We start from the raw sequence: 21,154 nt of genomic DNA, 5'->3' as shown, positions 1-21,154 counted from the left end.
GTCCATGCCGCAACGCATTGGATTGCCCGGTCAAGCCGGGCAATGACGAAGGGGGGAAGATCGAAAGCTTGAAGAGGCCCGGGGCGCGCTCCCGGGCCTTTTGCATTTTGCTCGAGAAAAAATGTCGAACCGGTATCGGATGCCTCGTCGCCTTCCCGAAACGGGCGGTAATGTGCGGCCCGGACCCTGGGAGACAATAAATGCGTAAAGTGACAGCCGGGCTTTTTCATTCCGTCGATGGCGTGGTCGAGGATCCGTTCAAGTTCCAGTTCGACAGCTTTGACGACAAGCTCGGCGAAATGCTGGGCGGGACCATGAGCAAGGTCGATACCGTGCTGATGGGCCGCATCGGTTGGTCGGAATGGGCCGGCTACTGGCCCAAGGCCGAACAGGATCTCGATTTTGCCAGTTTCATCAATGGCGTGCCCAAATTCGTCGCCTCCAACACGCTGACATCAGAGGATATGGCCCAGTGGTCCAATTCCACGCTGATCGACGGCGATGTCATTGATTTCGTGCGTCAGCTGAAAAGCCAGCCCGGCGGCGAGATTGCGGCCATGGGCGGCATTTCGCTGGTCCGCGAGCTGCTGTTTGCCGGGCTGATGGATGAGCTTTCGCTGATCACCCATCCGGTGGTGGCGGGCGAGGGCCGGCACCTGTTCGAGCCCGGCGATCCAACCACGCGCCTTGAGCTGGTCCGTTGCGATGTGACGCCCAAGGGCAATGTGGTGCAGGTTTACGCCAAGAAGGCGGTGTAGATTCATCGGTGCCTTCCCCTTCTCCCCTTGCGGGAGAAGGGGCCCGAAGGGTCACCGAATTCGCGAACGCGAATTTCGGTTGGGATGAGGGGTCGAGGGTCTACCAGCCAATAGAGAGGGCGCGGAGAGGACCCCTCACCCGTCTCGGCCTGCGGCCGATCCACCCTCTCCCCCAAGGGGAGAGGGGCTAAGCTCCGTGGCCGCAGCGATCTCTCGCAGCCGCGCCACCACCCGGTCTTTTTCCTGCGTCAGCCCCTTGTAGTCGAACTGTTCCGGCGTCAGCGCCAGGATCTGCCCGGCCAGCGACGCCGCAATGTGGGCGCCGTCAACATGCGTCTCCAGCCGTTCGATCGGATCAACCGAAATGCGGATGGAAAAGGCAATTGCCCCGGTCTCGGGCAGTTTCCTCAGCGTCTGGCGCTCGACCCGCAGAAAGACCGGATCGGCGCGTTCGCCTGTGCCAAACCGCCATTCGCCCGGCCCAGACACGTCTGGGTGGAATAGCCTGTCATCGCCATAGAGCGAAAAATTCCAGCGTATAAGAGGGGTTTGCGGCCGCATGGCGTCGAACATGCGGGCCATGATTTCAGCCTGCCGCGTGCCCGGGCCAAAGCCAGGCACTGGTGCATGAATGTCGGCCAGCACTTTTCCCACTTTTTCCGCCAGCAGCCAGGAGGAGGGGAAGCAGAGGCTGCCCGCCGTCAGCCGCCAGCCCGCTTCCGTGCGCTGGAGCAACAGCAGGTCGTCCTGCACCAGTTTTGCCGCCGTCAGCAGCGGGCTCTCTTCACCCGACAGCGCCACCGTCTCGCCTCGGGGAATGATCTGCAATCCGGCGCTGCTATGGCGCCATAGGTCTGGAAAGCGCTCGGGCAGATGACGGGCCAGCAGGGCGAGCAGTTCCGCCTGTGCCGCCAGGCTTTGAGCCTCCTGGGCAAAAACCGCTTCCGGTCGCTCGACCCAAAGCCGCGCCTTTTCGGCCAATTGGCTGGCCATGGCACCATCGGGCTCCAGCCAGTCCCCGACATCGAGCGGCTTGGTGCCGATACGAAACAGCGGCGCCGAGCCGTCATAGGGCGTGGGCATGCTCATGCTTTTTTTGGTCCGTCCAGCGCCAGGAGGGCGTCGATGACCTTCTTGGTCAGCGCGATGAACTGCTCGCCGTCTTCCGGGCTCAGCTGGTCAAGCACGCTGGCATTGATCGCCCGCGCCGCTGCTTCCACCTGCGGCAGCTTTTCTCGCGCCGCCGGGGTCAGCGAGACCAGCTGCGAGCGTCCGTCGGCAGGGTTGGGGCGACGGGAAATGAGCCCGTCGCGCGCCATGCGGTTGAGCGTTGCCGTCATGGTTGCCTGTTCGACCCCGGCGCGTTCGGCAATCGTCTTCTGGCTGGCCTCGCCGGCTTCCAGTGCCAGCAGCACCGGCATATGCGCGGGACTGAGGCCGATTTCGGCGAGGTGCCGTTCAAGCTGCCGCACCAGCAGCCGCCCGGCCCAGTTGGTCAGATAGCCCAAAGATGTGTCGCGATTGAGCGCCATTTACATTGTATGCTCAGTAATTATATAGTGTGCTAATTATATCCCCTGAACCGCGCACAGCAAGGCAGGACCGACAATGGGACTGAAAAGCTCCACAACGCATTATGGCGTCATAGCAGCCAGCATCCACTGGGTCTCCGCGCTGGCAATCATCCTGCTCCTGATCTCCGGCCTGGTCATGGGCGAGGAGAAGGAGCTGGTCTCCACGATCCTGCCTTTCCATCTGTCCCTGGGGATTATGGTGGGCGTGCTCACGCTTTTCCGCATCCTGTGGTGGGGGGCCTTTGATCGCCATCCGCGGCCCGTGGCCGGCATGAGCAAGCCGCAGGAATGGGCTGCCCGCATCGTTCATGCGGGGCTCTATCTCGCCATCCTCGTCATGGTCGCTTCGGGCATTGCGACCCTCATTCTCAGCGGCGGTCCCGGCGTGGTTTTTTCCGGCGGTGACCTGCCCGATTTCGACGACGTGCCACCCTTTGAGGCCCATGAACTGGTGAGCCGCCTGCTCATCGGCCTCGTCCTCGCCCATATCGGCGCCGCGCTGTTTCACCAGTTCGTCAAGCGCGATGGCCTGATCGGGCGGATGCTTGGAGCCCGCCCGCCAGGGCAAGTCCCCCCGGTGGAGGGTTTTGAGGGGAGAAGGCCATAGGCGCGATGGCCGAATGGCGGGATAGGCCGGATGCACGGCGCTTGGTAACGCCGGTTGCCTGATCAGGTCTGCCCATGACGGCGTGGCGGTATCGCCTTCTCTCCACACCGTCACCACCGGGCTTGTCCCGGTGGTCCATGCGAAGCATCAGCAAGGTGGATTGCCGGGACAAGCCCGGTAATGACGATGGAAATGTCTTCTCCGCACAGGTGAGGAACTCTCGGTCGGCTGCGACACCATCGTCATGTGTGGGAAGGCAAGCAGTGCTTGGTGACGCAATCGCCTGTGACCTCGGAAGGGGTGTCTTCGGCCCCAGCGACTCACTCCACCTTCATCGCCGGCATCTGCTGGCCGTTCTGGAACAGCGTCAGCGACCTAGCCTGGCCGTCCACCACGTCAAACTCCACCTGCGCATCCACCACGCGATAGAAAAATTCCGTCTCGCTTTCGGGAAACAGCTCGAAGCGGTTTTGCCCGGTGATCTGGGCGAAGAGACGCTCATTCTCGGCGGTGACAGTCATGACCACGCCGGGCGCCAGGAGGTAGTCGCCTGCATATAGGGGCAGCACGGCGGGATCGATTTCAACCACTTCGCGCGTTTCCGGCTGTTCATTGAGCGGCATGGCCGGATCGATGAGGTGCATGCCGATATCTTCGATCCCTGATGGGGTCACCATATTGGACAGCACGACGACGCCGCGGCCGCTGTCGCGCTCAATACCGGCAAAGCTGCGGAAGCCGCCGGTAATGCCATTGTGCCAGACAATTTCGCCCGAGCCGGTCGGGGTAATGAACCACCCCAGTCCAATGGCTTCGTCGCCACCCGCCGGGCGGGTGCGGGCCAGCATGGTCTCGAAGGCCGGGGCGAGCGGGGTTTCGACCTGGCCGCTGGCGGCGGCGATGAACTTGGCGAGGTCGCTGCTGGTGGTGAGCAGGCCCCCCACGGGGGAGAAGGCGTCAAAATCCCAGTGCGGCACGGCGGTCCCGGTGACGTCATGGCCGGTGGCCATGTCAGGCGCTCCGGCGCCGGTCAGGGCAAGCCGGGTCTCGGTCATTTCGAGCGGATCGAGAATTTCGGTCTGCAGCAGGCTCGCATAGTCCTTGCCGCTCACATGCTCGATGGCCTGGGCCAGGAGCGCCGTACCAGCATTGGAATATTCGAACTCTTCGCCAATCGGGCGGGTCAGCGCATAGTCGGCCAGCCACTCCATCAGAGCGTCGCCATCATAGCCGGAATAGGGATTGTCCAGCGCCCGTTCCATCAGCTCCGGTGGCAGCGGTGGCAATGCGGCCGAGTGGGTCGCCAGGTCGAAGGCGGTGATCGCCCGGTCTTCCCATTTCGGCAGCACCGTGCCTTCGGGCAGATAGTCGGTCAGTGGTGCGTCGAGGTCGATTGTCCCCGCATTGACCAGCTGGGCCAGCAGCAGGTTGGTAAAAACCTTGCTGATCGAGCCGGCCTCGAACAGGGTGTGCTCATCCACGGGCCGCTCGTCATCGGCGCCCCATTGGCCATGCGAGACAAAACGTGTCTCGCCATCGGCAATCAGGGCCACTGCCATGCCGATATTGGCTTTGTCGCGGTCGATCCGGTCGGCGAGAATCCGTGCCACATCGGTCGTCGGCGGGGGCGCGGCTTCCTGCGCCAGGACGGGCAAGGCGAGGAGCGCCGAGGCGGCGAGGGCGGCGAAAAACTGCATAAAAAGGCCTCCGGCAGTGTAGGGTCATGTTCCTACAACGCCGGAGGCCACGATGGGATCAGTGCGACTTAAGCGCGCTTGGCCATTTCGATGGAGTCGAGAATGACCTTGCGGGCATCGGCGAGGTTGCCGATCCGGTCGATCTTGGCCCACTTGCCGGGCTCGAGATCCTTGTAGTGGGTGAAGAAGTGCTTCACGCGCTCGAGCTGGATTTCCGGGAAATCCTGGATGTCCTGGATATTGTCATACATGCGGGTGAGCTTGCTGACCGGCACGGCGATGATCTTTTCGTCCTGACCGCCATCGTCTTCCATGAACAGCACGCCGACCGGCCGCGAGCGCACCACCGCGCCTGGTACCAGCGGGCGCGAGTTCATGACGATGACGTCGAGCGGGTCGCCGTCGCCGCACAGGGTGTGGGGCACAAAGCCGTAATTTCCGGGGTAACGCATCGGCGTATAGAGGAAGCGGTCGACGAACAGCGCGCCCGATTCCTTGTCGATTTCATACTTGATGGGCTCGCCACCAAGCGGCACTTCGATGATGACGTTGAGGTCGTCGGGCGGGTTCTTGCCGGTCGGGATCGCGTCGATATTCATTTTCACAACTGCCGTGAGGAGGGGATGGTTGTCGCGGGCCGTTCTGCCCACAAACCCCTCCAAACGCAAGGCACAATAGCGCCGCAGCCGGTCTGCTATTTGACCACGAGCACGGCAATGCTGGACCGGGCCAGCACTTCGGCGACCTGGCTGCCCAACAGCAAGCGATTGAGCCCGCGCCGTCCATGCGAGCCCATGACGATCAGGTCGACACCCTTTTGGCCGGCAAGTTCGAGAATGCCGTCGGCGGGGCGGTGGCGCGGCAGGTGCAGGGTCTCGGGCGTGATGCCGGCCTCCTGTGCTCTGTGGCGCGCCTTGGCCAGGAGGTCGGCGGCCTCGCTGGCATAGGCCTCTTCGAGCCGCGCGACGATGGGACCGGCATCGATCGTGCCAAAGCCGCCCGAACCAATGCCTGTCGCCACCGGGTCGGTGGCCGTCAGGATGGTGAGACTGGCGCCATTGAGCCGGGCAAGCTCCAGCGCCGCATCGAGCGCCTTGCTGGCCTGGTCCGAGCCGTCAGTGGCAACGAGAATGGTCTTGAACATGGGTCCGGTCTCCTTGTTTGGCGCAATCTGGCATGGTCATCATGGCGGCAAATTGATCTGGATCATCCTTTTCTGACGCCAGATTAACGCGAGGAGGGTTTCGGTCGTGCCAAAGGTTAACAGTCTGCTAGCAAATTCGCTTCTGGCAACGGTCATTCTGAGCGTTCCGGCCATGGCCCAATCCGGTTTTGTCAGCGCCTATACCGACCTCAATCTCGACCTGGATTGCCTTGTGCTGGAGGCCGATGATTTCGGCGTGTCCTGGTCCTGCCCGGGCTATAAGGGTTTTCCCCTGATGGTGGAGGAGGGTGACCTGCGCTTCTCCTTGCGCTACGGTTTCGAGCCGAAGAAAAATAGCGCAGGATTTCAGACACTTCCGCCCTTCAACCGGCTGGGCGAAAAGCTCGAATGGCGGCTTTCCAATGCCTCGGGGCGCTGGTTTCCAGTGGCCACGATCGTGCGCTATCACACCGCCCATCCCGAGACCGGCGAGGATTTCGGCCAGGTTCTGGTGGTCAGCCAGATTGCCGAGGGCAATAGCTGTCACATCGCCTATGTCGATGCCCGCGCCAATGCCCATGCCAACGAACTGGCCCAGCAAGCCGCTGATAAGGCAGGCGAATTCGATTGCCTGACCGACGAGGTCGAGATCATCGGAGACTTCGAGGCGTACTAGTCCTCGGTCGAGCGGCCGCGAATCTGGTTGCGCAAAATGGTCCTGTCGCGGCTCGAAACGCCGATCAGTTCGGCAATGCGCCAGACCATGTTGTCTTCGAGCTCGTGGTTCTTGCCATCGGCAAAGACCACGGTCCACATCATGCGGATGATCTCGATCCGGTCACCCATGTCGAGCTGGGTCAAGCCACTGGTAAACTTGTAGAAATCTACTGCCTCGGCGTCGCGCCGCGCGGCTTCCCGCACCAGCTTGTCGACGGCGGTTTCGTCGAGGTCATAATGGTCCATGAGCGCGCCGCGGATGGCCTTGCGTTCATCGTCCTGCATGGAGCCATCCACCGCCGCCAGATGCACGAGCAGGACCGCGACGGCCAGTTTGGGGTCGTGCAGGTCGGCCGGCGCCTCGGGCTTTCCGAAAAGGCGGGTCAGGGCCTCGAACATGGCGTCAGCCTCCGTCGGGGTCGGGCGAAAATGATGGATGCAAGCCGGGAGGCAGGCACCATCAGACTTAGCGATAAGAGGCGGTTTCTCAATGGGTTTTGTGTCCCGGTCGCGCGATCTTGACCGGGGCTGATGCAGCCGGGCCACACCGAAGAGGCGCAAAAGGGACTCGACTCTTCCCGGATTCGGAGTCTAGATGTTCCCACTTTGTTCACGTAGTTGGTCGCCCCATGCAGCCCCCGAACCAGCAACAGCGCCTAGCCGCGCTGCGGGATGTCATTGCCGATATCGAGCGCAAGCCGGCTCTGGCCGAAGCGCGGGCCCGCGTCTCGGACGAGGGGGGCGGGTTCCCGCTTTTGCCGGGCGGCCTGCTGCAGGAGGTGTGCACCGATGCCGTGCGCAATGGCGCGGCGAGCCTGGGTTTTGCGCTGGCACAGGCCAAGGCGCTGCTGACGCCCAGGCGCATGGCCGTGCTCTACCTGCAGCTGGAGCAAGATGCCCAGTTCTTCGGCCTGCCCTATGGCCCGGGGCTTGCCAGCTTCGGTTTTGACCCGGCGCAACTGGTCATCGTGCGGGCGGCCGATATGCGCGACCTGCTCTGGGTTGCCGAGGAATCCCTGGCCTGCCGGGCTGTTGCCGGGATCGTGGCCGATATTGGCGGCGTGCCCGAGGCGCTCGATTTCACCGTCAGCCGGCGCCTCAGTCTCCGGGCGGTCGAAGGCGGCACGTCGCTGTTTCTGTTGCGCTACGGGTCGGACCGTCAGGCCAGTGCGGCGCATCTGCGCTGGCGGCTGATGCCCGAGAGCTCAGGCAAGAGACCCTTTGACGAGCGCGCACCAGGTCGGGCGCGCTGGGGGCTCAAACTCGAAAAGGGACATGCGGGGCAAAAGCACAGCGAGTGGATCCTGGAGTGGACAGGAAATGAGTTCAAAACCATACCAGGCCGGTCTTTTGACCGGCACCAGCCCCAGGCTGGAACGTCGCTATCTCTGTCTCCATCTGCCCTCCTGGCCAACAGATTATCTCAAACGGCGTGATGCCGGCCTGCAATCGCCCCTCGCTCTTTACGAAAGGATCAGGGGCGGATTGCGCCTTGCTGCGCTCGACCAAGAAGCCTCGGCACAAGGCCTGCGCATCGGTCAGGCGCTGGCCGATGCCAGGGCCATTGTGCCTGATCTGACCGTGCTCGAACAGGATAGGGACCTGCTGGTTGCCGCCTTCGCCGATTTTGCCGACTGGCATTCCAATGCCAGCCCGCTGGTCGCCGTCATGCAGGACATGGCCCCGTTCGGCGATCTGGTCCTCGACATTACCGGGGTAGCGCATCTGTTCGGCGGCGAAGCGGAGATGCTGCGCATGCTGCTCAAGCGTCTGCGCAACCTCAACTATTCCGTCTCCGGCGCGATTGCCTCAACCATTGGCGGCGCCTGGGCGGTCAGTCATTTCGCCCGCAGCACGGTGGTCGACCCGCGGCACTTGGGCGCGGTGCTCGATGACCTGCCGGTGGCGGCGCTGCGGCTCGAGGAGGCGCAGATCGGACTGTTGGCACAGATGGGCCTCAAAACCATTGGCGCGCTGCGCCAGCGCCCGCGAAAACCCCTTTTGGCGCGGTTCGGGGCGTCGCTGATCCTGCGCCTCGACCAGGCTTTTGGCGATATCGAGGAACGGCTGACTCCCCGCCTGCCAGCGGCTGAACATTTCGTCGAGCGCAAGTTCTTCGAACCGATCTCGACCCTTGACGACGTGATGCTGACAACCGAGGGGCTGGCGCTCGACCTCTCCCAGATGCTGGAACAGGAAGAGATGGGGGCCCAGAGCTTCCACCTCTTCCTCTATCGCGTCGATCACAAGGTCATGACGCTCTCGCTCAATGCCGCAAGGGTGACGCGCGATGCAGCCCATATTGCCAGCCTGTTCCGTCACCGTTCGCAGCGGCTCGAAGAGGAAAACTACGATCCCGGCTTTGGCATCGACATGGTCCGGCTGGCCGCCAGTTCGCTCGACCGGCTCGATGCAAGCCAGCTGGGCGCCTTTACCACCGAGACCGGCGCCGGCGATCTCGAGCAGCTGACCGACCGGCTGGCCAGCCGGCTGGGTGTGGTCAGCGTGCTCAGGACCGAGCTGGTGGAAAGCCATCTGCCCGAACGGGCGGCCCGGCTGGTCCCGGCCCTGGCCGGCGGCCCCAGGCCGGGGGCGCGCGGTATTGGCCAGGAGCGGCCGCTGCGACTGCTGCCGCAGCCTGAACACGTTGCCATCAATGCCGAAGTGCCCGATGGCTTGCCAGCCTCGATGATCTGGCGGCGCCAGCACTATCGCCTGGTCAAGGCTGCCGGACCCGAGCGGCTGAGCGATGAATGGTGGCGCCGGGGGCAGCGGCTCAAACTGGTGCCGGAGCCGGAACCCAAAAAGCCGGAACCGGGCGAAACCCCCAAGCCGCCACCCTATACGCCCGACCTGCCGCTGTTTGATCCGATCACCGGCATGCGGGATTACTATGTCGTCGAGGACCAGGGCGGGCATCGCTTCTGGGTGTTTCGGCTGGGCCTTTACGGCGGGCCCATCCTGCCGCGCTGGTACCTGCATGGGTTCTTCTCATGAGCCGGGTCATTGCGCTCAAGCCCAAATCAGGCTCCCGGCCGCCCATCGTCCACGCGGATGTGGCCTTTGCAGAACTGGTGACGACCAGCAACTTTTCGTTTCTGCGCTCCGGCTCGCATCCCGAGGAGCTGGTGGTGGGCGCCATGCATCTGGGGATGACGGCGCTGGGCCTGTGCGATCGCAACAGCTTTGCCGGTGTGGTTCGAGGCTATGTGGCGGCGCGGGACAATCCCGGGATCCGGCCCGGATTCCGCTATCTCGTAGGGGTGCGGCTCTGCTTTTCCGATGGCACGCCCGATATCGTGGCCTATCCCCGCGACCGGGTGGCCTATGGGCGGCTGTGCAAGCTGCTGACCATCGGCAACAGGCGCGGCGAGAAGGGCAGTCCGGACCTGCGGTTCGATGATCTGTTTGGCGCCAGCGCTTCGGCCTCGGCCGGGGAGCTGGGTCCAGCAGACAATTTTGCGCAGGGCCAGCTGTTCATTCTCGTTCCCGACGAAGGCGATTGGGGCCGTACGGAACAGACGCTGCAACGGCTTACCTTGGAAGCCCCGGATCGTGTCTGGGTCGCGGGGGTGGCGCGCCTGGATGGCACGGATCGGGCGCGACTCAACCGGGTCGATCTGCTGGCCCGGCGCCATGGGGCGCGGATGCTGGCCAGCAATGATGTGGCCTATCACGAACCCGACCGGCACATGGTGCTCGATGTGGTGACCTGTATCCGCGAGCACGTGACGCTGGACGAGGCGGGATACCTGCTCTCGGCCAATGCCGAGCGCCATCTCAAGGCGCCTGACGAAATGGCCCGGCTGTTCGCTTCCCATCCGCAAGCCATTGCCGAGACGCAGCGCTTCATCGGGGCCATCAGCTTTGCGCTCAATCAGCTTGAATACAATTATCCCGAAGAGACGATCGGCAATGGGGAAACCGCCCAGGAGACGCTGGAGCGCCTGACCTGGATCGGCGCCGAGAAGCGCTTTCCGGAGGGGTTGCCGGCGGGCACGCGCGAGCAGATCGAGACCGAATTGCGGCTGATCGATGAAAAGCGCTACGCGGCCTACTTCCTGACGGTTCAGGATATTGTCCGGCATGCGCGCCATGATCTGGGCATCCTCTGCCAGGGACGCGGCTCGGCTGCCAATTCCACCGTCTGCTACTGCCTCGAAATCACCGAGGTGGACCCGCGCAAGGCCAATCTGGTGTTTGGCCGATTCATTTCCACCGAGCGGGACGAGCCGCCCGATATCGATGTCGATTTCGAGCACGAGAGGCGCGAGGAGGTGATGCAATATGTCTATCAGAAATATGGTGGCAAGCGCACCGGGCTGACGGCCAATGTCATCACCTATCGCTCCAAGAGCGCCATCCGCGAGGCGGCCAAGGTCTTCGGCATTTCCGACGATGTGGTGACAGCCTTCAACCAGCTGCATTGGGGCTGGGGATCGGGGGTGGACCTGAGAAGCGTTGCCAGTCTCGGGCTCAACCCGGATGATCCGGTGCTGGCGCAGATGTTCGAGGTGGTCAAGGTCCTGCGCGGCTTTCCGCGCCATCTCAGCCAGCATGTGGGTGGCTTCGTCATCACCCGCGACAGCCTCGAAAGCCTGGTGCCGATCGGCAAGACCGCCATGGACAGCCGAACCATTATCGAATGGAACAAGGACGACATCGACGCGCTGAAAATCCTCAAGGTGGATATCCTGGCGCTGGGCATGCTGACCTGCCTGCAGCGCGCCTTCGGCCTCATGGAAAAACATTATGACCGCAAGGTGGAGCTGGCCGAGCTGCAGAACGAAGAGTTCCGTGATCCCGAGGCAGCCAAGCCGGTCTATGAGATGACCCATCGCGCCGACACGATCGGGGTATTCCAGATCGAAAGCCGGGCGCAGATGACCATGCTGCCGCGGTTGAAGCCGAAAGTCTTTTATGACCTCGTCATCGAGGTGGCCATTGTCCGGCCCGGCCCGATTCAGGGCAATATGGTCCATCCCTATCTGCGACGCCGGCAGGGGATCGAACAGGTCGAGTATCCCAGTGAAGCCCTCAAGGGCGTGCTGCATCGGACGCTGGGCGTGCCGCTGTTCCAGGAACAGGCCATGCAGATCGCCATTGTCGGGGCCGGCTTTACCCCCGGCAAGGCCGACCAGCTGCGAAGGGCGATGGCTGCCTGGCAGCGCACCGGCAAGCTGGCCCAGTTCAGCGACGATTTTATCGGCGGCATGATCGGCAATGGTTATACGCCCGAATTTGCCAGGCAGAGCTTTGCCCAGATCCAGGGCTTTGCCGAATATGGTTTTCCTGAAAGCCATGCCGCCAGCTTTGCACTCCTGGTCTATGCCTCGTGCTGGCTCAAATGCCACTATCCCGATGTCTTCGTCTGCGCGCTGCTCAATTCCCAGCCCATGGGCTTTTACGCCCCCAGCCAACTGGTGCGCGACGCGACCGAACATGGCGTGGAAATACGGGCGGTGGACATCAACACTTCGGAAGTGGACACCACGCTCGAAGAGAATGGCTGGAAGCCGGCTGCCCATATCTGGTCGCGCCACGCGGTCATGGCCGACCACATTTATACCGAAAAGGCCGTGCGGCTGGGCTTCTCCATGGTCGAGGGGCTGCCCAGCAAGGACAGCGAGCGCATCGTGGCCGCGCGAGGCGAAGGCTATAGCTCGGTCCGCGACCTGTGGCTGAGGACCGGCATGGCCATTTCCAGCCTCGAAAAGCTCGCCCGGGCCGATGCCTTTGCCTCGCTGGGGCTCAACCGGCGCGAGGCCCTGTGGGCGGTCAAGGGTCTGGTGGGTACCCATGGGGCCGAAACGCTGCCGCTGTTTGCCGCCACGCCGCCATTGGAGACGCCGCAGGAAGAGCCCGCCGGCCTGCCGCTGATGGCGCCGGGCGAGGAGGTGATCCACGACTATTCGACCCTTTCGCTGTCCCTCAAGGGGCATCCAGTGCAGTTCCTCAGGCCCATGCTGATGGCGCGCGGCACGACGCGGGCCGGCAATCTGGTTCATGTTGCCAACGATATCGTGGTCGAGGTGGCCGGGCTGGTGCTGGTGCGGCAGCGCCCGGGCACGGCCAGCGGCGTGATCTTCGCTACGCTCGAGGATGAAACCGGAGTGGCCAATGTGGTGATCTGGCCAAAGCTGTTTGAGGATGACCGGCTGCGCAAGGTGCTGCTGAGCAGCCGCATGCTGGCGGTGCGGGGCAAGGTGCAAGCGGCGCATGGGGTCATCCACATCATTGCCCAGGACATGGAGGACCTGACCCCGCAATTGCTCGATCTCTCGCATGGCAAGGACTTTGGCGATCGGATCGTAGCCAGGGCCGACGAGGGCAAATCCGGTCCGCCGGGCAGCCAGAGCCGGGATCGGCGGAGCCTCAGCGAAGAGGATCTGGCGCGTCGCCGCGCTTATTCTGCCATGCCCAAGGGCCGTAATTTCCACTAGGCGGGGATGGGCCCGCCGTCACTCAGCAATGGTCAGGGCGTCGATCTGCCTGGCCAGCGCAATATCCTTTTCGCTCAAACCGCCCGCATCGTGGGTGGTGAGCTTTATGGATACCTTGTTGTAGACATTGGACCATTCAGGGTGGTGCCCGGCCTTTTCGGCCAGCAGCGCCACGCGTGCCATGAAGCCGAAGGCCTCGGAAAAGTCCTTCAACTTGAAATGGCGCATGATGGCGTCGCCTCCGCCGTCATAGGTCCAGTTGTCCAAAGACGCCAATGCTGCCTGCCGTGCCGCTTCCGTCAACCTGTCTGCCATGACTGTCTCCTTGGCCTGATATCCTTCAACGAGCCAGCGCGCGCTTGGCTCCCCGGCCATGCATGCAGCGTATGCCGAAAAATTAACTCGCCGTTCAGCCTGCACGCTGAAACGTTTCCGCCGCCGCCGAGCCAGGCAAGGGCTTGTTAATGCCTCGCACGCCCAATGGCGGTGTAATAGGGATTTTTCCGTGCTGACCACATCGGCTCGAAAGACAATGCCAGCTCTGGACTACGTGTCCATCATCCGCTCGGTCTATGGCGACCGCGGCGCGATGCTGGCCGGCTCCCTGGCCAGCGCTTTCGCCGCCGGCCTGACGGCCTGGAAGGTGCAGTCGATCCCTCTCTATGTCGTGGCGGGCCTGTTCCTGGTGCTCGGCCTCGTGCGCGACGCCAATATGCGCGCCTTCTGGAAGGCCTCGATCAGCGCCGACGATGTGGAAGCGGCCGAATACTGGGAAAACCGCGCCGTGGTCCTGGGCGCCCTCCTGGCCCTGGTCTATGGGCTCTGGTGCCTGGTCGCCATGCTCATCGTGCGCGATCCCTATGCCGAGCTGGTCAGCGCCTCGCTGACCATCGCGGTCATGGTGGGCATCTGCGCCCGCAATTTCGGGCTCGACCGTCTGGTCACCATCCAGATGCTGATGGTGATCATCCCGCTGTCGCTGGGTCTGCTGCTGCGCGCCGACATGTTCCATCCGGTGCTGGCCATCCTGCTGATCATCATGCTGTCGAGCTTCCGCAAGCTGGCTGCCGATATCCGGGCCATCCTGCTCAGCGCCGTGCATGGGCGGGTAGAAGCCTCGCGCCTGGCCGCCGAACTCGATATGGCCATCACCACGCTCGACCATGGCCTGTGCCTGCTCGACGACAAGGGCGCGGTCAGCGTTGCCAATGAACAGGCCCTGAAATTCTTCGCCCTGATCGGTGCGCCCAACCTGTTGCGGGCGCCGCTGACATCCTTGTTGCACCAGCAGCGTGACGCAGGCCGCCTGCCCGTGGCTGCCGTCGACCGCCTGCTCGACCTGATCGAGCGCCGCGCTTCGGGCAAGGTCGTGCTCTGGCTGCCCGAAGGGGGCACCTACGAGGTGACGGTCAGTTCGGGGCGCGACCGCTGCGTGCTGCTGTTCGAAAATATCAGCGAGCGCGTTGCCGCCGAAGAGCGCATCAACTTCATGGCCCGGCACGACACGCTGACCGGCCTGCCCAACCGCGCCTATTTCGGCGAACTGGTGGCCGAGGACCTCACGGCCCGGCGTCCGCAGAACCCGCCCGCCACCCATTCGCTGATGATCATCGACATCGATGACTTCAAGCATGTGAACGACACATTCGGCCATATCATGGGCGACCAGCTCCTGGTGGAAGTGGCGCAGCGCCTGCGCAATGTATTGACCGAAGATGCAGTTCTGGCGCGCCTGGGCGGCGATGAATTCGTCATCTATGGCGGTGCTACCGGCGATCAGGCCTCGGCGCGCAGCGAGCGCGTGATGCAGGCCTTTGCCCGTCCGTTCAACCTCGAAGGCGTGACTCTCAATGTCAATGCCAGCCTTGGCCTCGTGACCAGCGCTATGGCCGAGGACAGCCTTGACGATCTCATGACCAAGGCCGACCTGGCGCTCTATAGTGCCAAGGCCGAAGGCAAGGCGACCAGCCAGATTTTCCATGCACAGATGGATGTCGACTATCACTACCGCCAGCGCCTCAAGGGCGACCTGCGCGAGGCGATCAGCAATGGCGGACTGACCCTGGCCTTCCAGCCGCTGCTCGATATCGGCACGCGCAAGGTGGTGTCCTGCGAAGCGCTGGCCCGCTGGGACCATCCCGAGCTCGGTCCGGTTCCACCCTCGACCTTCATTCCGCTGGCCGAGGAAATCGGTGTCATTTCCGACATTACCGAATGGGTGATCGCCGAGGCCGTGCAGCAATGCAGCCAGTGGCCAGGCCAGGTCGGGGTTGCCGTCAACGTCTCGGCGCGCGATTTCCGCGCCATCGACCTGCAGACCGTGGTCGAACAGGCGCTGGCCCGCACCGGCCTTACGGCAGAGCGGCTGGAGGTGGAGGTCACCGAGACCGCCGTCATCGAGGAGCGCGACATTGCCGTGGGCGTGCTGTCGGGCCTTGCCGCACGCGGCGTCGGCATCGCTCTCGACGATTTCGGCACCGGCTATTCGTCACTGAGCTATCTCAGCGCGCTGCCCTTCTCCAAGCTCAAGATCGATCGCTCCTTCGTCGCCGACATCGCCGAAAAGCCCCGCGCCTTGCGGCTCCTGACCAATGTCGCCCGGCTTGGCCGCGATCTCGACCTGGTCGTGGTCGCAGAGGGCGTCGAGACCGAGGAACAGCTCAACGCCATGGTGGAGAACACCACGATCCAGCAGGTGCAGGGCTACCTCTTCAGCCGGCCGCTGCCGCAGCGCGATATTGCCGAGCTGATCACGCGCCTCAACGCGGCACAGGCGCCGGAAACAAAACGCCGACTTGGTTAACGCGCGTTAACATTCTGACAGTGCTACGATTTTAGCTCCTGCCGGGGCGCGACATCACGGCGGGTGCAGTTTTTTGCCCGTGCAATTATGGCTAACGAAAGGTTAAGTACCACCGCGTACTGGGGACAGATTGCAATGAGTGCGGCAAGCCAATCCACGGCCAGTGTGTCGCGTTTTGCGACAACACTGATCGATCTGCTCGATCGGATCGAATATCGGCGCGTGACACCGTCGGATCAGCTCGATCCAGTCTATAAACTGCGCTACGAGGCCTATCGGCGCGAAGATTTCGTGCCGATCAATTCCCAGCAGGTCACCCGCGACGAGTATGATGACGCGGAAAACTGCTACTGCTTCGGGGTCTATATTGACGGGGAACTGGTCAGTTCCATCCGCTTCCACCACGTGACCGCGGAGAACCGGACCTCACCCAGCCGCACGATCTGGCCCGAAGTGCTCGAGCCGATTCTCGATCGCGGTCAGGGCTATATCGACCCGAGCCGTTTCACCGCCGATCACGATGCGTCCCTGGCCCTGCCGGCGCTGCCCTATATGACCCTGCGCATCATCGCCATGGCCAGCGAGTACTTTCCGGTGCGCTATACGATTTCCTCGGTGCGGGCCGAGCATGCGCCATTTTACCGCCGCATCTTCGGGTCGGAACGGCTGGCCGACGAGCGGTTCTGGGGCGAACTCAAATTTCCGGTCTGCCTCTATGCGGCCGAAGTGCCCACGATTCGCGACCGTGTTGCCGACCGCTTCCCGTTCTTCATGTCGACGGCTGAAGAGCGGGAGCATCTGTTCGGCAAGGCGGCGACTGGCCAAGGCGCCATTGCGCCGACGGCCCGCATGGCGCATCGCCTGCGTCTGCTCGAAGCCGCGCAGTAAAAGGGACTGGTCTGTGGAAGAAGTGGTGCCGCAGAAGGGAATCGAACCCCCGACCCCATCATTACGAATGATGTGCTCTACCGACTGAGCTACTGCGGCGCCCCGGGACAGTCAGGTCCCGTCCGGATGGGCGGTCTTTTACTGGGCGTTTTCAACCGATGCAAGGGGCAAGGGCGTTTCGGCTGCGGGTAAGGCCGGCGTCGGCTCGGAGGTGGCCGGGGGAAGCGGGGCGGGACGGGTATTGCTGGCCACCGGCACTTTCCACTCAAAGGCGTCCAGCCGCCCTGTGACCGGGGAAATCGGTTCCCATTCATCGCTGACAATGCCATCGGCGGTCCAGGCGGGGTCGCGCGGGGCGCGCACGGCGCGGGCCAGCCATTCGCGCGCCTTGCCGTGGTCGCCGGCCTGACCTTCCTCGATTTCGGCCATCAGGCTGCACACGCCCTGCGTCGCCTCGGTGCCGATAAAGCCATGCAGGGCCGCCCGGGCGCGGGGCCAGTCATAGGCATCGATGGCAGCGCGGGCCATTGCCATGGCCGCAGCACGGTGGGCGGGCGGCATTTCAATGATTTCTCCCAGGCGCTTCAGCCGGTCGACGGCGGAGGCTCCGGGCTGGGAATGGGCATAGAGCGTTGCAACATCGGGGTGGCCGGTGGCGCGCCAGATGCGGCGCAACAGGCTCTGGGCGCGCCTTGCCTCGCCACGATTGGAATAGATGCGCGCCGCAATAAGGGCGCCGGGGACGAAATCGGGCAGCAGTTTCAGCGCCGTCAGCGCGTGGTCCAGCGCCGAATTGGGCTGGCTGGTCTCGCTTTCGCGTGCGCGGGCGGTTTCGATCACCGCCTGGCGGCGACGTTTACGGGCCTTTTCCTCGCGGCTGGTCGCGTGTTCGGCATTGACCATGGCGACGGCCTCGGCCCATTGGCCGCGCCGCGCCAGATCATCGAACACGGCCTGGCCGGCCCAGCTGGTGTCGGGGGAGAGGGCTAGGGTCTTGCGGGCAAAGGTCAGTGCCGCCTCTGGCCGGTTCTGCGCCCGGGCCTGATCGTAAAGACCGGTCAGGGCGGCCACGGCGGTCTTCTCGCTGGCGATCAGCGCGCGATAGTGCTCACGGGCGGCAGGCATGTCGCCCAGCGCCAGGTCGGCGCGGGCTTCCAGGAGCCGCGCCGCGCCATTTTCAGGCAGCCGGGCCTGAGCTTCGCGCGCCATGATGCGGGCGCGGGCCGGATCGCCCGATTGCAGGGCGATGACGGCGTCTGAAAGCGCCTCCACACCCTGTTCCCGCCGCTTTGCGGCCCGCCGGCGCGCGATCGCCCTTGGAGCGCCGATAATGCGGCGCAGGATGGCCCAGACCAGGATAACGAAGGCCGCGGCGGCCAAGAGAATGACGACCGCCGTTCCGAGGCGCGGCTGGATGCGATAGCCGCCGACATCGAGGGTCAGCGTACCCGGCAGGGCGATGACCCAGGCCGCAAGACCGGCAATGAGCAGACTGCCGATGATCCAGGAGGCGAGGCGAATCATGCGCCGCTCTCCCCGTTGAGCGCGGTGGCCCGCAACTGGGTGAGAAAGTCCTGCGCCTCGGCGAGCGTCTCGATATCGCCGCCCACAGTGCCTGACGCATTGCGCATGGTTTCGGGCAGGGCGGCAAATTCGTTCCGGGCGGTCACGAAGTCGCGCCGTTCGACGGCCGCTTCAAGCCGCGCAATGGTGGCGTCGGGCCCGTCGCCTTCGACAGCACCGGCCGGGCGCAGGGCGATGAGGCCGCGGAACCAGTCGGCCGTTGCATCCTGCCAGCTCGCCTGGGCATCGGCGGGGCGGCCGGCAAGCATGGCGGGCAGGGCCGCAACCAGCTCGACCTGCACCATTTCTGGACGCGGCAGGCCACTGGCGGCATGAGCCGCCACCGGTTCGGGCACGATCGTGTCGGGCAGGGCCTGGCGCAGGGCGGCCAGTTCGCTTTCATAGGGGCGACCGCTAACGAAGGCGGCATCGAGGCCCGAGAAAATCAGCGGCAGGCGCAAGGTTGCCGCATTGGCTCCAGCCGTTTCGTCAGCCGATTGGCTGATCTGGGCCATGGCTTGCTCGGACTGGGCGAGTTGAGCCCGGGTATCGGCCACTTCGGCCTTGAGCGTCGCCAGTTCGGTCTGCAGCGCCGCAAGCTCGCCGCTGGAGACGGCAGTGCCGGCTGTGGCGGCCAGGTCATCGAGACGTGCCGACAGCGCCGCGACCTCTTCGGCCAGGGCCGAATCCGCGGCAGCGGGCGCCGCCGCAGCGGGGGGCGTCTCTGTCTGGCTGGTTTCGAGCGCACCAACACGGCTGGTCAGGGTTGCCAGTTCGTCCTGCACCGTGCCGGTCACGGTCTCAAGTTCGGGAATGGCCGTGGCGAACTGGGCAAGGCGCGGATCGGCCGGCGCAGGTGCCTGTTCCGGGCTGGGCCAGAGGTCGAACCAGGCCAGACCGTAGGCCGCGCCGAGACCGATAAGGCCCCCGACAATGCCGGCAAGCCAGGCGCCACCCCCCCCATTGCCGGTTTCCGGCGGATCACGCGGCTTGGGTGGCGGGGTGCTGGATGCAGGCTTGCCTGCCGGCGTGGATGCCGGTGTCGAGGTCGAAGCGGTGCCCGGCTTGTCGGACAATTTGGCACTCGATGTCGAATCAGCGGGCTTGCCCGTCGCGCTGGGACGAGCCGTGCCCTCCAGAACCGGCGGTTTGACCGGGCCGGTCTTGCCCACCACCGTGGGCTTGGGATCGGTTGCTGGCATGTCCTTGCCGGTCGTTTCTGCCATGGCGCTTCCTTTGCGTTTGTCCGATCATGACCCAGTTTGCTCGCGGGCAAAAGCCAGCGTTGTCGCCAGCATGGCCTCTTCGCTGGGATGGTCGGCGAGGAGAACCCGGCTGTAATGCGAGCGCAGCAGGGGCAGGGCGACATTCTCAGAGAGACAGATAACAGGCAGTTTGCGCCTGTCGTCGGGAGAGAGAATTTCGGCGGTCAGGGTGCTGAAAATTTCGGCGGTCCGCCGCGAATACAAGAGTACCGCGGCATAGCGTGCGGTCGCGAGACCCAAGCGGGTGGGATCAGACAACGTGGTCTCGGCCACCATCTCGTAGACCGGCACGGTCACCGCCATCAGGCCGTGGGGAGCCAGCGCATGCGCCAGGTCGCCGCTCAGATGCTTGCCCGCAGGATAGAGCACCGGGCCGCCAAGCCGCGCCAGGGCAATGGTGGTGACCAGCGAATCGAGGGTACCGTCGGCGGCCGTGACCGCGGTAAATCCGAGGAGCCGGGCCTCGTGGGCGGTCCGATCCCCTACCGCAAAGACGGGTATGTCGAGCAGGGTGTCGAGGGCGGTGAGATCGGCAAGCGCCCGCAGGGCATTGGTGCTGGTGAGCGCCAGCGCGGCAAAACCATCGGGGCCGGGCAGATTGGCCTTGAGCGTCTGGCGCGTCATCAGGGGCGCGATGTCCGCTGCGATATCCAGGGCCGCGAGCCGCTCCTGCGTGGCCTGCGCATCCGGTTCAGGGCGGGTAATCAGCATGCGCATCAGCGGTTCCAGCGCTGGAGGAAATCAGGGCCGGCCTGGGCCAGGAGGTCGCGGGCGACGCTCCCGCCCAGTTGCTCTGGGTCGCTGCCTTGAGCCGTGGCGCGATAGCTCACCTGTCCATCAAGGCTCAGGATTTCGCCCTTGAGCGTGAGCAGACCGCCGGCCTCGCCCGAGAGCGCCCCGACCGGGGTCCGGCAGGACCCGTCGAGCACGGCCAGCATAGCGCGTTCGGCGGCAATGGCTATATGGGTCGGGGCGTGATCGAGCGGCGCGACGATGTCGGCAAGGCGCTGGTCTCCCGCGCGAATGGCCATGCCGATCGCCCCCTGGGCCGGGGCGGGCATGAAATCCTCGGGATCGAGGATGGCTGTGGCGCGATGCGCTTCGCCCAGCCGGTTGAGCCCGGCCAGGGCGAGCAGCGTTGCGTCGGCAACGCCGTCAAGCAGCTTTTGCAGGCGCGTATGTACATTGCCGCGGAAGGGCACGATCTGGAGGTCAGGGCGCAGGCGCAGCGCCTGGGCGGCGCGCCGGATCGAGGAGGTCCCGAAGCGCGCGCCCTCGGGCAGATTGTCCAAGCCCCCGACCGAGACAGAGAGAAAGGCGTCGCGCACGTCTTCGCGCTCGAGGAAGGCCGCCAGCACCACGCCTGGTGGCAGGCCGGTGGCGACATCCTTGCTCGAATGCACGCCCAGGTCGATCCGTCCGGCCAGGAGCGCCTCGTCGATTTCCTTGGTGAAGACCCCTTTTCCGCCAATATCGGAGAGCGTGGTATTCTCGGCCTGGCTGCGGTCGCCGCCGGTCGAAAACACTTCGATTTCGATCCGCTCCTCGGCCACGCCATGCGCTTTGCTCAGCAGTTCACGCACCAGTTTCGCCTGGGCCAGCGCCAGCGGGCTGCCACGTGTTCCGATCCGGGCGAAGGGGGCGGGCGATTGCATATTCGGCCAGTCCTAGTGTAGGCGGTAAAGACAGTTTTTG

19 protein-coding genes and 1 tRNA gene are annotated in these 21,154 nt (G+C 64.3%); 8 read left to right on the top strand and 12 right to left on the bottom strand.

Annotation, left to right across the window (positions count from 1 at the left end):
- Positions 1 to 200 precede the first annotated feature (200 nt).
- Positions 201 to 758 carry a dihydrofolate reductase family protein gene (locus MQW79_RS12405; RefSeq protein WP_476584783.1) on the top strand — a complete coding sequence of 186 codons (558 nt, stop codon included), beginning with the start codon at positions 201 to 203 and terminating at the stop codon, positions 756 to 758.
- Between the two features lie 135 nt (positions 759 to 893).
- On the opposite strand, the gene MQW79_RS12400 is transcribed toward MQW79_RS12405, so the two are convergent.
- Both MQW79_RS12400 and MQW79_RS12395 read right to left on the bottom strand, forming a co-directional pair.
- Positions 894 to 1,847, bottom strand: coding sequence for a heme-dependent oxidative N-demethylase family protein (locus tag MQW79_RS12400; protein ID WP_476584782.1), 954 nt, complete (start codon positions 1,845 to 1,847; stop codon positions 894 to 896).
- Positions 1,844 to 2,290, bottom strand: coding sequence for a MarR family winged helix-turn-helix transcriptional regulator (locus tag MQW79_RS12395; protein ID WP_476584781.1), 447 nt, complete (start codon positions 2,288 to 2,290; stop codon positions 1,844 to 1,846). Before MQW79_RS12395 ends, MQW79_RS12400 begins: the two co-directional genes overlap by 4 nt.
- A gap of 76 nt (positions 2,291 to 2,366) precedes the next feature.
- On the opposite strand from MQW79_RS12395, the gene MQW79_RS12390 reads away from it, so the two are divergent.
- The gene (locus tag MQW79_RS12390; protein ID WP_476584780.1) at positions 2,367 to 2,939 is read left to right on the top strand and encodes a cytochrome b; all 573 of its coding nucleotides are present in this window, start codon (positions 2,367 to 2,369) and stop codon (positions 2,937 to 2,939) included.
- 320 nt (positions 2,940 to 3,259) lie between these two features.
- Here the strand turns inward: MQW79_RS12390 and MQW79_RS12385 are convergent, their stop codons facing one another.
- The 3 genes from MQW79_RS12385 to MQW79_RS12375 form a co-directional block, all read right to left on the bottom strand.
- On the bottom strand, positions 3,260 to 4,636 hold the full coding sequence (locus tag MQW79_RS12385) for a serine hydrolase (RefSeq protein ID WP_476584779.1): 1,377 nt from the start codon (positions 4,634 to 4,636) through the stop codon (positions 3,260 to 3,262).
- A 68-nt stretch (positions 4,637 to 4,704) separates the two neighbouring features.
- A complete protein-coding gene (gene ppa / locus MQW79_RS12380) occupies positions 4,705 to 5,235 on the bottom strand; it encodes an inorganic diphosphatase (protein ID WP_476584778.1) in 531 nt (176 codons plus the stop codon).
- 95 nt (positions 5,236 to 5,330) lie between these two features.
- Entirely contained in the window at positions 5,331 to 5,780 is a 450-nt protein-coding gene (locus MQW79_RS12375; RefSeq protein WP_476584777.1) for a universal stress protein, read from the bottom strand.
- Positions 5,781 to 5,886: 106 nt separating this feature from the next.
- On the opposite strand from MQW79_RS12375, the gene MQW79_RS12370 reads away from it, so the two are divergent.
- Complete coding sequence (locus tag MQW79_RS12370) at positions 5,887 to 6,456, top strand: hypothetical protein (protein ID WP_476584776.1); 570 nt, start codon at positions 5,887 to 5,889, stop codon at positions 6,454 to 6,456.
- On the opposite strand, the gene MQW79_RS12365 is transcribed toward MQW79_RS12370, so the two are convergent.
- Positions 6,453 to 6,896, bottom strand: a complete 444-nt coding sequence (locus tag MQW79_RS12365; RefSeq protein ID WP_476584775.1) for a tellurite resistance TerB family protein — start codon at positions 6,894 to 6,896, stop codon at positions 6,453 to 6,455. The genes MQW79_RS12370 and MQW79_RS12365 overlap by 4 nt on opposite strands.
- A 230-nt stretch (positions 6,897 to 7,126) precedes the next feature.
- Here MQW79_RS12365 and MQW79_RS12360 point away from each other — a divergent pair, with 230 nt between their 5' ends.
- Genes MQW79_RS12360 through MQW79_RS12350 form a run of 3 tightly spaced genes read left to right on the top strand, consistent with a single transcriptional unit; the run spans position 7,127 to position 12,940 of the window.
- Positions 7,127 to 7,933 (top strand): ImuA family protein, encoded by an 807-nt coding sequence (locus tag MQW79_RS12360; protein ID WP_476584774.1) that lies wholly within the window; start codon positions 7,127 to 7,129, stop codon positions 7,931 to 7,933.
- A complete protein-coding gene (locus MQW79_RS12355; protein ID WP_476584773.1) occupies positions 7,818 to 9,494 on the top strand; it encodes a Y-family DNA polymerase in 1,677 nt (558 codons plus the stop codon). The genes MQW79_RS12360 and MQW79_RS12355 overlap by 116 nt, the downstream gene beginning before the upstream one ends.
- On the top strand, positions 9,491 to 12,940 hold the full coding sequence (locus tag MQW79_RS12350; RefSeq protein ID WP_476584772.1) for an error-prone DNA polymerase: 3,450 nt from the start codon (positions 9,491 to 9,493) through the stop codon (positions 12,938 to 12,940). Before MQW79_RS12355 ends, MQW79_RS12350 begins: the two co-directional genes overlap by 4 nt.
- An 18-nt stretch (positions 12,941 to 12,958) precedes the next feature.
- Here MQW79_RS12350 and MQW79_RS12345 read toward each other — a convergent pair whose 3' ends face one another.
- Complete coding sequence (locus MQW79_RS12345) at positions 12,959 to 13,255, bottom strand: 4a-hydroxytetrahydrobiopterin dehydratase (protein WP_476584771.1); 297 nt, start codon at positions 13,253 to 13,255, stop codon at positions 12,959 to 12,961.
- Positions 13,256 to 13,472: 217 nt separating this feature from the next.
- On the opposite strand from MQW79_RS12345, the gene MQW79_RS12340 reads away from it, so the two are divergent.
- Positions 13,473 to 15,743 (top strand): putative bifunctional diguanylate cyclase/phosphodiesterase, encoded by a 2,271-nt coding sequence (locus tag MQW79_RS12340; protein ID WP_476584770.1) that lies wholly within the window; start codon positions 13,473 to 13,475, stop codon positions 15,741 to 15,743.
- A gap of 135 nt (positions 15,744 to 15,878) precedes the next feature.
- Positions 15,879 to 16,631, top strand: a complete 753-nt coding sequence (locus tag MQW79_RS12335) for an N-acyl amino acid synthase FeeM domain-containing protein (RefSeq protein ID WP_476584769.1) — start codon at positions 15,879 to 15,881, stop codon at positions 16,629 to 16,631.
- Positions 16,632 to 16,654: 23 nt separating this feature from the next.
- Here MQW79_RS12335 and MQW79_RS12330 read toward each other — a convergent pair.
- The 5 genes from MQW79_RS12330 to hemC all read right to left on the bottom strand — a co-directional run bounded on the left by MQW79_RS12330 (position 16,655) and on the right by hemC (position 21,114).
- Positions 16,655 to 16,730 (bottom strand) — tRNA-Thr (locus tag MQW79_RS12330).
- Between the two features lie 39 nt (positions 16,731 to 16,769).
- A complete protein-coding gene (locus tag MQW79_RS12325; protein ID WP_476584768.1) occupies positions 16,770 to 18,155 on the bottom strand; it encodes a heme biosynthesis HemY N-terminal domain-containing protein in 1,386 nt (461 codons plus the stop codon).
- Positions 18,152 to 19,420, bottom strand: a complete 1,269-nt coding sequence (locus tag MQW79_RS12320; protein WP_476584767.1) for a COG4223 family protein — start codon at positions 19,418 to 19,420, stop codon at positions 18,152 to 18,154. The genes MQW79_RS12325 and MQW79_RS12320 overlap by 4 nt, the downstream gene beginning before the upstream one ends.
- A gap of 24 nt (positions 19,421 to 19,444) precedes the next feature.
- The gene (locus MQW79_RS12315) at positions 19,445 to 20,176 is read right to left on the bottom strand and encodes a uroporphyrinogen-III synthase (RefSeq protein ID WP_476584766.1); all 732 of its coding nucleotides are present in this window, start codon (positions 20,174 to 20,176) and stop codon (positions 19,445 to 19,447) included.
- A complete protein-coding gene (gene hemC, locus MQW79_RS12310; RefSeq protein ID WP_476584765.1) occupies positions 20,176 to 21,114 on the bottom strand; it encodes a hydroxymethylbilane synthase in 939 nt (312 codons plus the stop codon). The genes MQW79_RS12315 and hemC overlap by 1 nt, the downstream gene beginning before the upstream one ends.
- Positions 21,115 to 21,154: the final 40 nt, after the last annotated feature.

This window comes from Devosia sp. Micro-HW1 (genome assembly GCF_056341075.1).
The sequence above is the reverse complement of the archived record's forward strand: the minus strand, read 5'-3'. Positions and strand labels throughout refer to the sequence as shown.